Raw genomic sequence first — 13,336 nt, 5'->3', positions numbered from 1 at the left:
CCATTTCCTGCACAGAACAACGGAGACAAGACACATGAAGATCGCTTTCATCGGCCTGGGCAACATGGGCGGCCCGATGGCCATGAACCTGCACAAGGCCGGCCACACGCTCAGCGCCTTCGACCTTTCGGCGGAAGCCTGCAAGAAGTTCGGCGGCGAGGGCCTGCCCATCGCCAATTCGGCCGGCGAGACCGTGGCCGACGCCGACGTGGTCGTCAGCATGCTGCCGGCCAGCGCGCACGTCGAGGGCCTGTTCCTCGGCGGCGGTGGCAAGCCCGGCCTGCTCGACAGCATCCGCGCCGGCACGCTGGTGATCGACAGCAGCACCATCGCCGCGGCCACGTCGCGCAAGGTGGCCGAGGCGGCCAACGCCAAGGGCATCGCGATGATCGATGCGCCCGTGTCGGGCGGCACCGGCGGCGCCATTGCCGGCACGCTGACCTTCATGGTCGGCGGCGATACCAAGGACCTGGAGCGCGCGCGCCCGGTGCTCGAGAAGATGGGCGCGAACATCTTCCACGCCGGCGCGGCCGGTGCGGGGCAGACCGCGAAGATCTGCAACAACATGCTGCTCGGCATCCTGATGATCGGCACGTCGGAAGCGCTGGCGCTGGGCGTGGCCAACGGGCTCGACCCGAAGGTACTGTCTGAAATCATGCGCCGCAGCTCGGGCGGCAACTGGGCGCTCGAGAAGTACAACCCGATGCCGGGCGTGATGGAGACCTCTCCCGCCTCCAAGAACTACGCGGGCGGCTTCGGCACCGACCTGATGCTGAAAGACCTGGGCCTGGCGCAGGAGAACGCCACCGCCGTGCGCGCGGCCACCCCGCTGGGCGGCCTGGCGCGCAGCCTGTATGCGGCGCACAGCCTCGCGGGCCACGGCGCGCTCGATTTCTCCAGCGTGCTGAAGCTGGTCCAGAAGTCCTGAGGCAGCGACGGCGCGGGAACGGTCCGGCGCGGCCCGGCGCGGCGCTTGCCGCGCGGGGCCTGCATTTCAGCTGGACGTCGACGACTTCGGCATCGCGATCAACAGGCCCATCGCCGCGAAGTTCGCCGCCGCGCTTGCGAGGATCGGCAGCAGGTAGCTGCGGCTGACGTCGAAGGCGAAGCCCGCGGCCGACGGGCCGACCAGCGTGCCCACCGCCACGCTGGTGTACAGCACGCCGATGATCGCGCCGATGTGGCGCCCGCCGAAGTAGTCCATCACCAGCGCCGGCAGCAGCGCGACGAAGCCGCCGTAGAACACGCCGTAGGCAAAGGCGAACATCGCCAGCCCTGCGAACCCACCGGACACCGCCCACACGAGCAGCGACAGCGCCATGCCCGCGAACATCAGCATCAGCGCGAGCGCGCGGCCCATGCGGTCCGCCAGGCCGCCCAGGAAGAAACGCCCCGCGGTGCTCCCGATGCCGATCATGGCCAGCAGCAGCACGGCCGAGCCGGGCGCCACGCCATGGTCGAGCGCATACGGCACCAGGTGCACGAAGGGCACGAACAGCCCGAACGAGCAGACCAGGCAGGCCGCATACAGGCCGATGAAGCGGCGCGTGCGCAACGCCTCGCGCACCGTGAAGCCCGCGGGCGCCGACGACAGCGACTGCGGTTGCGGCGGGTCGCCGTCGGGGCCCAGGCCGCGGTCGCGCGGATCGTTCTCCACCAGCAGCGCCAGCCCCGTGCCGACCACCGCCGCCAGCACGCCCAGCACCAGGTAGGCGTGGCGCCAGCCCTGCGTGTCGATCAGCCAGGAGGCCAGCGGCGGCATGGCGAGCGTGCCCACGCCGATGCCGCTGACCGCCAGCCCCGACGCGAAGCCGCGCCGCCGCAGGAACCAGCGCTGCACCGCGCCGACCACCGGCACGTACGACGCGCCCACGCCCAGTCCCACGCCGAGGCCGTACGCAAGGTAGACCTGCACCAGGCTCTGCGCCCGGCTGGCCGCGGCCAGCCCGAGCCCGACCAGCAGCATGCCCGCCACCGCGAGCCGGCGCGAACCCCAGCGGTCGGCCAGCGGGCCGCTGAGCACGCCCAGCCCGAAGTAGAGAAAGCCCGCGAGCGAAAACACCAGCGAGACCGAGCCGCGCGAGGCGTTGAAGTCCTTCTGCAGCGATTCGACGAAGGCGCTGAAGGTGTAGGCGCTGCCGAAGCCGACGAAGGTCACGGCGAACGCGCCCGCGACCACGAGCCAGCCGCGAAAGAGGCGCGGGCTGCCCGAGGTGGTTGCAGTGGCGGCGGGGGTAGCGGTGGTGGGAAGGGTGTCCATGCGGTGTCTCCCTAGTCATGTTGGCGCGGGTGTGCGTTTCAGTCCAGCGGGGCGACGGCGGTGCCAGCCTGTGATGCGCTGGAAGGCCGCGCCCGCGCGCAGCAGCGTCGCCTCGTCCATCCGCGCCGCGACCAGCTGGAAGCCCAGCGGCAGTCCGCCGGGGGTGAAGCCACCGGGCAGGGTGAGCGTGGGGTGGCCGGTCATGTCGAACGGGCAGGTGTAGCGCAGCAGCGCGCTCACGCGCCCGGGCTGCTCGCCGAGCGCCTGCATCTCGGCCACGGTGGGCGCTGCGAAGGGCTGCACCGGCGCCAGCAGCAGGTCGACGCTGTCGAACAGCGCATCGACCCGGCCGCGCAGCGCCATGCGGCGCAGGCGGATTCTCTGCAACTCGATGCCATGCACGGCGTGGCCCGCCTCGAGCACCGAGGCGAGCACCGCTCCGTAGGCATCACGGTGCGCGGGGTAGGTGGCCTCGTGCGCCACCGCGGCCTCGACGGCACACAGCGGGAACCAGTCGGCGACTGCCTGTGCCATGTCGGGCACGCGCAGTTCGACGGTGCGGACGCCGAGCGAGCGAAAGGCGTCCACCGCGCCGGCCAGCATCGCGCGCGTGACGGCATCGACGCCGTCGCCGTTCCACGCGGGATCGAAGCCGATGCACAGGCCTTGCGCGCCCTGGCCGGTGGCCGCGGCACAGTCGGGCACCGGATCGGCGGCGGTGGTCGGGTCGTTCGCATCGCGGCCCGCGATGGCCGCGAACAGCAGCCCCGCATCGACCGCGCTGCGCGCCATCGGGCCGACGTGGTCGAGCGAGGCCGCGAGTTCGAACACGCCGTGGCGGCTCACGCGGCCCCAGGTCGGCTTGAGGCCCGTGAGCCCGTTGGCCGCGCAGGGAAAGCGGATCGACCCTCCCGTGTCGGAGCCCAGCGCGCCCTGGCACAGGCCCGCCGCAACGGCCACGCCCGGGCCGCTGGACGACATGCCGGGCCAGTGCGCGGCGTTCCATGGGTTGACCGGCGGCGTGATGCTCGGGTGATGGTCGGCGTAGGCGCCCTCGGTCATCTGCAGCTTGCCCAGCAGCACGGCGCCCGCGTCCTTCAGGCGCTTCACCACGGTCGCGTCTTCGGTGGGAACGCGGTGCTCGTGGAGCGCCATGCCCGCGGCCGTGGGAATGCCGGCGGTTGCGCAGAGGTCCTTGACGGCGAGGGGCACGCCGTGCAGCGGACCGCGGTACCGGCCGGCCGCGATTTCGGCCTGCGCCGCTTCGGCCTGGGCCATCGCGGCGTCGGCTGTCAGGTGGGCGTAGCTGCGCAGGCGGCCGTCGAGCGCGGCGATGCGCTCGAGCTGTGCGCGCGTGGCCTGCACCGGCGAAACCTCGCGCTGCCGGATGGCCGCGGCCAGCGTGGCGATGTCGAGGCAGGGTAGATTCTGAAGATCAGAATATCTAAGCTCATCGGTTTCGGTGGGGTGACGCAAGGTGGTTCTCTTTCAGCTGTCGACGTGCCAATATTCCGGCCCCTGCGCGTTTGCCGCAAACCAGGATTTCTGCCTGATTCAATTCAGATTTACTGAACCATGGAACATCAACTGCCCCCGCTCAACGCCTTGCGCGCCTTCGAGGCCACCGCGCGCCATCTCTCGGTGAAGAACGCGGCCGACGAACTCTGCGTAACCCCGGGGGCGGTGAGCCAGCTCGTCAAGACGCTCGAGCTGCACCTTGGCGTGCAGCTGTTTCGCCGCGTCAACCGCGGCGTCTTCCTGACCGACGCGGGCCAGGCCTACCTGCCGCCGGTGCGCCATGCGTTCCGCCAGATCAGCGATGCCACGCAGAAGGTGGCGGTGCCCGCGGAAACCGGCCTGCTCACCGTGAGCACCACGCCGTTCTTCGCCTCCGCGTGGCTGGTGCCGCGCCTCAAGTCCTTCCAGGACGCGCACCCCGACATCGACCTGCAGCTGCTTACCAGCCACGCGCTGGCCGACTTCGCGCGCGACGGCGTGGACGTCGCCATCCGCCACGGCATGGGCCACTACCCCGGGCTTGCGAGCCAGCGCGTGCTCACGGTCGAGATGGTGGCGGTCGCGTCGCCCGCGCTGGTGGCCCAGCTCGGCATGCCGGGCCAACCCGCCGACCTGCTTCGCTGGCCGCGCGTGAACGACGTGCAGCGCAAGGGCTGGCGCGCGTGGTTCGAGGCGCAGGGCGTACAAGACGCCGGGCCGGTGCGCGGGCCGTCCTTCGACGACGCGGGCCTGCTGTTGAAGGCCGTGCTCGCGGGGCAGGGCGCGGCCCTGCTGCCGGCGGCGATGATGGCGCCCGAGATCGCAGAAGGCCGGCTGGTTGCCCTTTGCGGCGCCAGCTGGATCGAAGACTTCGCGTACCACCTCGTGTGCCCGCAGAGCAGCTCGCAACGGCCCAAGGTGGCGGCGTTTCGTGACTGGCTGCTCGAAGCGGTTCGAAAGAAGCCCGTTTCGTCAGGTCGCCGCAAGACTGCATCGCCGACAGTCGAAGGCCCGGCCCCCGTGCCGCCGCGGCGCGCCGGTCTGCGGCGCGCCGCTTCCAGGACCCCATGAAGATTCCAAGACACCCGTTCCTGCGCCAGATGGCCGTCCGGCCGCGCCTGTTCATTGCCACGGCCATCGCCATCGCGGTCGGCGTGCTGTTGCCCTCGGCGGTGGAGGCGCACCTGGTCACGCGCCTGCTGATCGCCTGGAACACGGGCGCCTGCCTGTACGTGCTGCTGGCGGCCGTCATGATGACCCGCTCGTCGCAGCAGCACATGCGCTACCGCGCGAAGATGCAGGACGAGGGGCAGATCGTCATCCTCGTGCTGGTGGTGGTGTCGGCCATTGCGAGCCTGGCGGCCATCGGCGGCGAGCTCGCGGTGGTGAAGGACATGCACGGGCTCGAGAAGATCGCGCATGTCGCGCTGGCCGGGCTCACGGTGGTGTCTTCGTGGGCCTTCACGCAGGTCATGTTCACGCTGCACTACGCGCACGGCTACTACGCCGCCGACCCGGCAGGCCCGGCCGGCGCAGCGGGCGGCCAGCGGCGCAAGCCCGGCATCCAGTTTCCGGACGACGACGCGCCGACCTACGGCGACTTCTTCTACTTCTCGGCGGTGATCGGCACCTCGGGGCAGACGGCGGACGTGTCTTTCGTGTCCAAGCCCATGCGGCGCATCGGCTCGGTGCATTGCATCCTGGCCTACCTGTTCAACACCACGGTGCTGGCGTTGCTCATCAACATCGGCGCGAGCCTGTTCTGAACACGATGGCACGCACATACGCACGCCCAAACCCACGCCCAAACCCACGCACGCACCCCAGCGCATACCCGCGCATTGCCGCCGCGGCCCTGCTGTGCCTCGCCCCCGTCGCGTGGGCGGACGACGATGCGGCCGAGCTGCCCTTCAAGCTCACCGTGGGCGCCTACCGCGTCTCGGGCGGCGGCCTTCCTTCCGGGCCGGGGCTGGACCTGAACCTTCGCTACACCTACGGCGACGGCAACGTGTGGGTCGGCTGGTTCCGCTCGCCGGTGCTCGACTTCGCGCAGCCGCGCGTGGGCTGGGACCACACCTTCACCTGGGGGCCGGTGCGGGTGCTGCCGTCGCTGCAGGCGGCGTCCGGCGGGTTCGTGGGCGGCAGCCTGGCCGTGGAGACGGGCGACAGCTGGTTCGTGGGCGCGGGGCTGGGCCGCACCAACCTGCGCAACTACGCGAACCTCAACTTCGACCCGAACGACTCGTACACCGTGTACGGCGGCTACAAGTGGACGGACGGCACCGCGCTGTCGCTCTCGCTGATCCGGGACAACCGCCTGAACCCCGACCAGCAGGACGTGCACCTCGTCTACCGCCTGCCGCTGCCCGAGCGTCAACGCCTGACGGTCGACCTGCTGGCCAAGCAGGGCACGGTCGACGGGCAGTTCATTCGCCGCGCCGGACTCACCGTCACCTACGACTGGCCGCGCTGGTTCGTCCGTGTGGCGTACGACCCGAAGGTGAATTTCACGCCGCAGAACATGGTGCGGTTGTCGGTGGGGACGCGGTTCTAGTTTTTCCTTTGCCCTAAGCGGAACAGCGCGATGCGGGCTACAGCAGCTCGATTCCCGGCAGGCTCTTGACGCAGCTCTCGCGCGTGACGCGCACGAAGTCCGCGAGCCATGGCTGCGCCGACGTGCCCTGCGTGCACGACATCCACTCGCCGCGGGTGCCCTCGGTCGACGAAATCGTGCGCCTCATGGGCAAGGCCGCCGGCGTGGTGCCGCACGAGAGCCTGTGGATCAACCCCGACTGCGGCCTGAAGACCCGTGGCTGGCCCGAGACCGAGGCGGCGCTGTCGAACATGGTCACGGCGGCCAAGCTGTTGCGCAGGGAATTGGCGGCGGCCTGAGCGCAGGCGCCAAAATGGCGCCATGCTTTTCCTGAATCGCCTTCATCTTCTCGCTTCCCCTCGCATCTTCCTGTCGCTGCTGTTGCCCCTGGCGCCCCTGGTGTTCGCCGTCCCGTTGACGGGCTGGGCCCAGGGCCGCGCCGAGGCCCTGCTTCAGTTCGAAGGGGTGCAGGCGCGCTACCAGGCGTCCTACGCACCTGGCGCCGTCGCGCGCGGCGCGAAGGAACTGCTCGAGCCCGACGACCAGGCCATCGCGGGCAAGGCGCTCAAGGCGCTCGACACGGCCGCCGGGCGCGCATTCAACGTCAAGGCGTCGGTGGCCGCCATCCAGCAGGAGGTGGCCTCGGCCGGCAATGGCGGCGCCGCGCCCAGCCCTGAATTGCGGGCCGCCGTGGCCCGCTTCGCCAAGCTGCGTGCCGACTACAACGCCATGAGCGAGGCCGGCCGGGCCGAGTTCTTCAACCGCGAGCGCGCCCGCCCCGCGGATGCGGCGCGCACCGAGCTGCTCGAACGCATGAGCGTGGCCGACGTGCGAGAGGTCGACTTCTCCAGCCAGCTGCTCATGAGCGCGGTCGTCAAGCAGCTTGCGCGCGGCAACGGCGGCCAGCTCAGCGGCCTGCCCGACAGCACGTTGGACATGGCGCTCGACACGCTGTGGTCGCGCGGCGTGACCTCCACGCGCCCGCGCAACCTGCTGATCGTGGCGCGCGAGTTCGAGAAGCAGGTCACGCAGGCGCTCATCGCGGCCACGCCCGACGCCGACGTGGCGGCCCTGCTGGCCTGGCGCAACGACCCGCAGGCCGCGGCCGAGCGTGAGGCGCTGGTGGGCACCTACCGCGCCGAGGTCAAGGGCAGCGGCGGGGTGGCGCTGCGCACGCTGGTGCGGTCCTGGCCGCGGTCCTGAGACCCGAGGCTTCCCGCAACGGTGCACGGCGGCTGGCATGCAACCTGCTTGACCGTGGTGCCGTCAAGCAGCCGCTTGACGAATTAGAGAAAAAGTACGCAAACTAAAAAGCGGATTCCGGATCCGCCTTTGGGGCGCATGTCAGTGCGTTTACGCACAGAAAGGGCATTTGAGTTAGCGACGCCAGAAAGTTCCTCGTCATTGTTTCAGTTTCATGAACACTGCGATTCGATTCGAATAGGGTTTTCCCTAGGAGTCGCGGTGCACACTTGCGGCACCCAAAAGCCGAACAAAGAAAGAACTGAAATGAAGACCTCGAACATCCTCGCCGCCGCCGCTCTGTCCCTGCTCGCCGCCGCCGGCGCCCACGCAGAAACCTACGAAGGCGTGCAAGCCGTGACCTCCGGCTACAGCCGTGCCGACGTGGCACCCCAAGCCGTTGCAGCCGCTCGCGCCGGCAACGTGTACGGCGACGGCGTCTCGTCGGCCGTGGCACCCGCCCTGACCGCATCGGCCGACCGCGCCACCATCCGCACCGAAGCCGTGGCTGCCGCTCACGCTCCCGGCCAGAACCTGCGCCGCGAATCGTTCGCCGACAGCGTGGTGCCCGCGCAAGCCAAGGCCCGCACCTTCACGCGCCAAGCCGGCCTGTGATCTGAAGGCGGCGCAAGCCGCTTCGATTCCCGTGCCCAAAACCGGACCCTGCGAAAGCAGCGTCCGGTTTTTTCATTGGGCTTCGGGCTTGTGTTTGTGCTTCGCCCCGTGCCGGTGGCAGTCGTGCGCGTGGTCGTCCACGATGCCCGTGGCCTGCATCCACGCATAGACGATCACCGGCCCGACGAACTTGAAGCCGCGCTTTTTCAGCGCCGCCGAGATCTCTTCCGACAGTGGCGTCTTCACCGGCACGCTGCCGGTGCGGTTCACGATGGGCTTGCCGCCGGCCATGCCCCAGATGAATGCCGAGAAGTCTTCGCCCGCCGCCTGCATTGCGAGGTAGGCGCGCGCGTTGCCGATGGTCGCCTCGATCTTCGAGCGCGAGCGCACGATGCCGGCGTCCTGCAGCAGCCGCTCGATGTCGGCCTCGGTGAACTTGACGATCTTCTCGGGCACGAAGCCCTTGAACGCCTTGCGGAAGGCGTCGCGCTTGCGCAGGATGGTGAGCCACGACAACCCGGCCTGGAAGCCGTCGAGCATGAGCTTCTCCCACAGCGCGCGGCTGTCGTGCTCGGGCACGCCCCATTCGGCGTCGTGGTAGGCCGCCAGCAGCGGGTCGGTCCGGGCCCAGGCGCAGCGGATCTTGTCGGTGGTGTTACTCATTGTTCGGGTCTTCGCTCGGCTATGGTCGGGAGGTTGTTCTGGAACGAGGGGTCACGCGGATGCAGCATTTTCGATTTTCATTGTCTGCCCTGTCGGCGGTTGTGCTCGGCCTCGGTTTTCCGGGTGCAGGCGCGCACGCCGACGTGCTCAGGAAGCCCCAGCTCGACCGGCTCGCCGCCGCGTGGCAAGCGGGCAAGCCCCCCGCGAACTTCAATGCCTTTCTCGCGCAGGCCGCCAAGGCCGAGCCCGCGCTGAAGCCGGGCGTGGCCGCGTACCGTGCCAGGAAGGCGCTGGCTGGCGACGACCTCGTGAACATCGCGCGCCTGCTCGGCCTGTACAACCGCCTGCAGAACCAGCAGGCCGTGATCGCGAGCATCGGCACCATGGTGGCGATTCCCACGGTGCGCAACGTGCAGGTGCCGCCCCATGAAAGCCCGCAGATCCTCGAGTTCGGCAAGCTGGTCGAGAAGATGGCGGGCGACTTCGGCCTTGCGTACCGCAATGTCGACAACCGCATCTTCGAAGTCAGCCTGAAGGGCAAGGGCAGCGAGGAGTTCGGCATCCTCACGCATGCTGACGTGGTGCCCGCGGTGCTGTCCGAATGGGTGCTCGACGACGGCACGCGGCTCGACCCGTTCAAGATGCAGCGCGTGGGCGACTTTCTCTACGGCCGCGGCACCATCGACGACAAGGGCTCCATCGCCGCCGTGCTCTACGCTATGAAGGCCGTGAAGGACAGCGGCCTGCCCATCGATCGCAGCATCCGCCTGATGATCGAGACCACCGAGGAAACCGGCGGCGACGCGATGCAGTACTACCGCATCAAAACGCAGCTGCCGGCCTACAACATCGTGCTCGACAGCAAGTACCCGGCGGTGGTGGCCGAGAAGGGCTCGGGCGCGCTGAAGGTGCTGTTTGCGGCCGAGCCGGCCGATGACGCATCGACGGCCATCACGGCGATGAGCGGGGCCGCATCGGCCAATGCGATCTCGCAGACCGCAACGGCCACGCTCAAGGGCGGCGACCTCGCGGGCATCGCGGCAAAGCTCGAGGCCGCCAAGCCGGGCTTCCTGCAGAAGTACGAAGGGCAGGGCGGCAAGTTTTCGATCGACATCGCGCGCGGGGCCGACAGCATCGAGCTCAAGGTCACGGGCGTTTCGGCGCACGGCTCGCGCCCCGAGGAAGGCGTGAACCCGCTGCCGCGCCTCGCGCTGTTCCTGCAGGAAAGCGGCGCGCCGCTGGCCGCCAACCACTACCTGGAGGCCGTGAAGTACATCGACGCGCTGTACGGCACCGGCTACCTCGGCGAGAAGATGGGCCTGGGCTACGCCGACGACTTCATGGGCCCGCTGACCTTCTCGCCCAACCTCGTGCGCATGGGCAAGGACGACAGGCAGCTCGAGGTCACGGTCAACGTGCGCATGCCGCGCGGCCGCACGCCCGACGAACTGAAGGCGCAGGTCACGTCGAAGATCGACGCATGGGCGAGCGCCAACGGCGTGAAGCTCGAGGTGGTCTACGACCAGGGCAACTGGATGGCGCGCGACCCCAAGGGCGCGTGGCTGTCCACGCTGCTGAACATCTACGGCGACACCACCGGCCTCGAGGCCAAGCCCGTGCCCACGGCCGGCAGCACCACCGCCAAGCTGATGCCCAACGCCATCAACTTCGGCCCCGCGATGCCGGCCAAGAAGTACACGGCGCACAACGCCAAGGAATACAAGGAAGTGCCCGACCTCGACGCCGACATGCAGATGTTCACCGAGATGCTGGTGCGCATCGGCAACCTGCAGCAGATGCAGTAGGCACTGGCCGGGCCGTCTGCGCGGGCTGCAGCAGGGCGAACCCTTTTAGCTCGAGCAGTTCGTCCAGGATGGGGCAGGCGGGCTGGTGGTCGCCCAGGCACAGGCTGGCCAGGCGCTCGAGCACCCGCTTCGCCGCCTGCAGTTCCTCGATGCGCGATTCGAGTGCTTCGGTGCGCGTCAGGGCGATGCGCTTCACGTCGGCGCTCATGCGGTGCGTGTCCTGGCGAAGCGCGAGCAGCCTGGCGATGTCGCTCATGCCGAAGCCGAGTGCGTAGGCCCTGCGGGTGAAGCGCAGCACGCTGATGTGTTCCTGCGTGTACCGGGCTTCGGAAGTGCCGATGCGTCCGGCGCCGCGCAACAGGCCGCGGGCCTCGCACTGGTGCAGCAGCCGCTGCGAGACACCCGCGCGGGCCATGAGTTCGTCGATGCCGAAGCGACGGCCGTCGTCCGCGGCGTGGTCGGGCGTGCCTGCTTCGGGGCGCGCCTGCGGTGCGTTGGCGGTGGCGCTGGTGTCGTGGGTGCGAGGGTTCATGCGACCTCCTGTTGAAGAGGCTCGAAGTCTTCCGTCTCGCACGGTGTCAAGGTCAAGCGGCCGGGCCGTTTTCCCCTGGCGCCGAAAGGGCGATGCGCCTCGCGAGGCGCATCGACGGCCTACCCCAACCTGTGCGCGTGCAGCACGGCCTTGAGCCGCCGCACCTCGTGCTGCAGGTCGAGAATCAGCGCCGCGGCGTCGAGCCCCACGCCGAAGTCGCGCTCCAGCCGGCGCGCTTCCAGCGCGTGCTGCAGGTCGGCGCTGGAGAACTGCCAGCGCTCGGGCTGCGTCTCGGTGGTTTCGATGTGCAGGATGCCGACCTCGACCAGCTGCACGACCCACGCGGTGTCGGCGCCGACGGCGTGCGCCAGCTCGTTGGCCGCTAGCGGCTGCGAGGCGCTGATGGCGGTGGTGGTTGTCAGTGTGAAATTCACCATGCTCAGACTCCCAGATGCTGGCGTGGGTGGAACGATGCCGTGGCTTGCGCCAGCTGTTCGTAGGCCTTGCGGGCCTCGTCGCTGTCGGCGGGCGGCAGGGCGATGTCGATCAGCAGGTACAGGTCGCCCGGTGTCTTGCCCGCGAGCCCGCGGCCTTTCAGCCGCAGCTTCAGGCCGTTGCGCGCGTTGCGCGGCACCGTGACCTCGACCACGCCGCCCGTGGGCGTGGGCACCTGCACCTGCGCGCCCAGCGCCGCCTCGGCGGGCGTGACGGGCAGCGTCATGTACAGGTCGCGCTCTTCCACGCGGTAGAGCGTGTGCGGCGCAATGCGCACCTCGAGGTACAGGTCGCCCGCGCCTTCGCCGCCGTGGCCCGGCATGCCTTGCCCCGCGAGGCGGATGAACTGGCCCGGGTGCACGCCCGGCGGGATCTTCACGCTGAGCGTGCGGTTCTCCCACTGCGGGTGGCCCTGCGCGTCGACGGTCTGTGCGCGCAGCGTGATCTCGCGCTCGACGCCGTTGAGCGCGTCTTCCAGCGCGATCTCGATGGCCGCATGGTGGTCTTCGCCGCGCGCGCGAAAGTTCTGCCGCGTGGCGCCGCGGCGCTCGGCCTCGCCGAACAGCGACGAGAAGAACTCGCTGAAATCGGCGTGGTCGGCCGGGCCCTGGCGCGGGCCGCGGTGGAACTCGAAGCCCTCATCCCAGCCCGGCGGCGGCTGGAAGCCTCCTTCGGGGTGGCCGCCGCGCGCAACGCGGTCGGCCAGCGCGTCGTAGGCGGCGCGCTTTTCCTTGTCGCCGAGAACGTCCTTGGCCTCGTTGATGTCGCGCATGCGCTGCTCGGCGTCGGGCTCCTTGCTGACGTCGGGGTGGTACTTGCGGGCGAGCTTGCGGTAGGCCTTGCGCACTTCGTCGTCGGACGCGGTGCGCTCGATGCCCAGGGCGCTGTAGTAGTCCTTGAAATCCATGGTGTGTGGCGGTTCGTTGGGTGGACGGCTTGGCGGGTCTGGGCTCGGGCGCCGGGTCGGCGCTAGGCCAGCGACGCCTCGCCGTCGGCATGCCGCAACAGCGGCGTTACGCCCCATGTGGGGCCTGTGCGTTCGAATCGCAATGGCTGCGCATTGCCCATCAACTGGAAATCGACCGGCACGCCCAAGAGCGCCGCCAGCACGTACAGCGTGCCGCCGTGCGCCACCACCAGCACCGGGCCGGGCTGCTGCAGCGCGGCGTCGAGCGCGGCGCGCTTGCGCGTCACGAACTGCGCGAGCGTTTCGCCGCCCTCGGGCTCGCAGGCCCAGTCGATGTTGGCCGACGAGGTGCCGATGAGCGCGCCGAAGTTGCGCTCGCGCAGCGTCTCGTGCGCGGTGGGCGTCAGGCGCAGCGAGGCGGCCACGGTGTGGGCCGTGTCGAAGGCGCGCCGCGCGTCGCTGCACACGATGGTGCGGATCGGCTCGCCCGCCAGCAGCTCGGCCGCCCGCGCGGCCTGCTGCAGGCCCAGTTCGCTCAGCGGCTCGTCGGGCGCCTGGAACACGCGCTGCGCGTTGCGGCCGGTCTGGCCGTGGCGCAGGAAGTAGAAGTGGTCGCAGGCCGGCGCAAGCGGCTGCGCCTGGGCGATGCGGATCAGCTCGTCGAGCCCGCCGGCGGCGGTGTGGGTGGGTGGGTTCTGTGATGACATGGTTTGCAGTATCGGTGGGC

Annotated in this window: 14 protein-coding genes and 1 pseudogene; 8 read left to right on the top strand and 7 right to left on the bottom strand. The window is 69.7% G+C overall.

The window, feature by feature from the left end:
- The first annotated feature begins 34 nt into the window (after positions 1-34).
- The gene (gene mmsB, locus BM004_RS33465; RefSeq protein WP_093134376.1) at positions 35-928 is read left to right on the top strand and encodes a 3-hydroxyisobutyrate dehydrogenase; all 894 of its coding nucleotides are present in this window, start codon (positions 35-37) and stop codon (positions 926-928) included.
- 66 nt (positions 929-994) lie between these two features.
- On the opposite strand, the gene BM004_RS33460 is transcribed toward mmsB, so the two are convergent.
- Positions 995-2,260, bottom strand: a complete 1,266-nt coding sequence (locus BM004_RS33460; RefSeq protein ID WP_093219949.1) for an MFS transporter — start codon at positions 2,258-2,260, stop codon at positions 995-997.
- A 15-nt stretch (positions 2,261-2,275) separates the two neighbouring features.
- Positions 2,276-3,736, bottom strand: coding sequence for an amidase (locus BM004_RS33455; RefSeq protein ID WP_093219946.1), 1,461 nt, complete (start codon positions 3,734-3,736; stop codon positions 2,276-2,278).
- A 99-nt stretch (positions 3,737-3,835) separates the two neighbouring features.
- On the opposite strand from BM004_RS33455, the gene gcvA reads away from it, so the two are divergent.
- The 6 genes and pseudogenes from gcvA (at position 3,836) to BM004_RS33425 (ending at position 8,207) form a co-directional block, all read left to right on the top strand.
- A complete protein-coding gene (gcvA, locus tag BM004_RS33450) occupies positions 3,836-4,828 on the top strand; it encodes a transcriptional regulator GcvA (protein ID WP_093219944.1) in 993 nt (330 codons plus the stop codon).
- Complete coding sequence (locus BM004_RS33445; protein WP_256220170.1) at positions 4,825-5,523, top strand: DUF1345 domain-containing protein; 699 nt, start codon at positions 4,825-4,827, stop codon at positions 5,521-5,523. Before gcvA ends, BM004_RS33445 begins: the two co-directional genes overlap by 4 nt.
- 5 nt (positions 5,524-5,528) lie before the next feature.
- Positions 5,529-6,311: a hypothetical protein gene (locus BM004_RS33440; protein ID WP_256220169.1), complete on the top strand. Its 783-nt coding sequence runs from the start codon at positions 5,529-5,531 to the stop codon at positions 6,309-6,311.
- Positions 6,312-6,436: 125 nt separating this feature from the next.
- A pseudogene (locus BM004_RS33435) lies at positions 6,437-6,649 on the top strand (hypothetical protein); the annotation flags it as partial.
- A 22-nt stretch (positions 6,650-6,671) separates the two neighbouring features.
- Entirely contained in the window at positions 6,672-7,553 is an 882-nt protein-coding gene (locus BM004_RS33430) for a hypothetical protein (protein ID WP_256220168.1), read from the top strand.
- A 306-nt stretch (positions 7,554-7,859) separates the two neighbouring features.
- Positions 7,860-8,207 carry an alpha/beta hydrolase gene (locus tag BM004_RS33425; protein WP_093134389.1) on the top strand — a complete coding sequence of 116 codons (348 nt, stop codon included), beginning with the start codon at positions 7,860-7,862 and terminating at the stop codon, positions 8,205-8,207.
- A gap of 72 nt (positions 8,208-8,279) precedes the next feature.
- On the opposite strand, the gene BM004_RS33420 is transcribed toward BM004_RS33425, so the two are convergent.
- Entirely contained in the window at positions 8,280-8,870 is a 591-nt protein-coding gene (locus BM004_RS33420; RefSeq protein ID WP_093219939.1) for a DNA-3-methyladenine glycosylase I, read from the bottom strand.
- 59 nt (positions 8,871-8,929) lie between these two features.
- On the opposite strand from BM004_RS33420, the gene BM004_RS33415 reads away from it, so the two are divergent.
- Positions 8,930-10,675, top strand: a complete 1,746-nt coding sequence (locus BM004_RS33415; protein ID WP_093219937.1) for a dipeptidase — start codon at positions 8,930-8,932, stop codon at positions 10,673-10,675.
- On the opposite strand, the gene BM004_RS33410 is transcribed toward BM004_RS33415, so the two are convergent.
- From BM004_RS33410 to BM004_RS33395, 4 genes are all read right to left on the bottom strand, one after another.
- Positions 10,629-11,207, bottom strand: coding sequence for a MerR family DNA-binding protein (locus BM004_RS33410; RefSeq protein WP_093219936.1), 579 nt, complete (start codon positions 11,205-11,207; stop codon positions 10,629-10,631). The genes BM004_RS33415 and BM004_RS33410 overlap by 47 nt on opposite strands.
- Positions 11,208-11,326: 119 nt before the next feature.
- Positions 11,327-11,644: a chaperone modulator CbpM gene (locus BM004_RS33405; RefSeq protein WP_093134398.1), complete on the bottom strand. Its 318-nt coding sequence runs from the start codon at positions 11,642-11,644 to the stop codon at positions 11,327-11,329.
- Positions 11,645-11,646: 2 nt separating this feature from the next.
- On the bottom strand, positions 11,647-12,609 hold the full coding sequence (locus BM004_RS33400; RefSeq protein WP_093134400.1) for a DnaJ C-terminal domain-containing protein: 963 nt from the start codon (positions 12,607-12,609) through the stop codon (positions 11,647-11,649).
- Between the two features lie 62 nt (positions 12,610-12,671).
- Entirely contained in the window at positions 12,672-13,316 is a 645-nt protein-coding gene (locus BM004_RS33395; RefSeq protein ID WP_093134403.1) for a histidine phosphatase family protein, read from the bottom strand.
- Positions 13,317-13,336: the final 20 nt, after the last annotated feature.

The sequence above is a fragment of the Variovorax sp. OK212 genome (assembly GCF_900112425.1).
Lineage (GTDB): Bacteria > Pseudomonadota > Gammaproteobacteria > Burkholderiales > Burkholderiaceae_C > Variovorax.
Note: the sequence above shows the minus strand (reverse complement) of the source record. Positions and strands in the feature narration are given on the sequence as shown.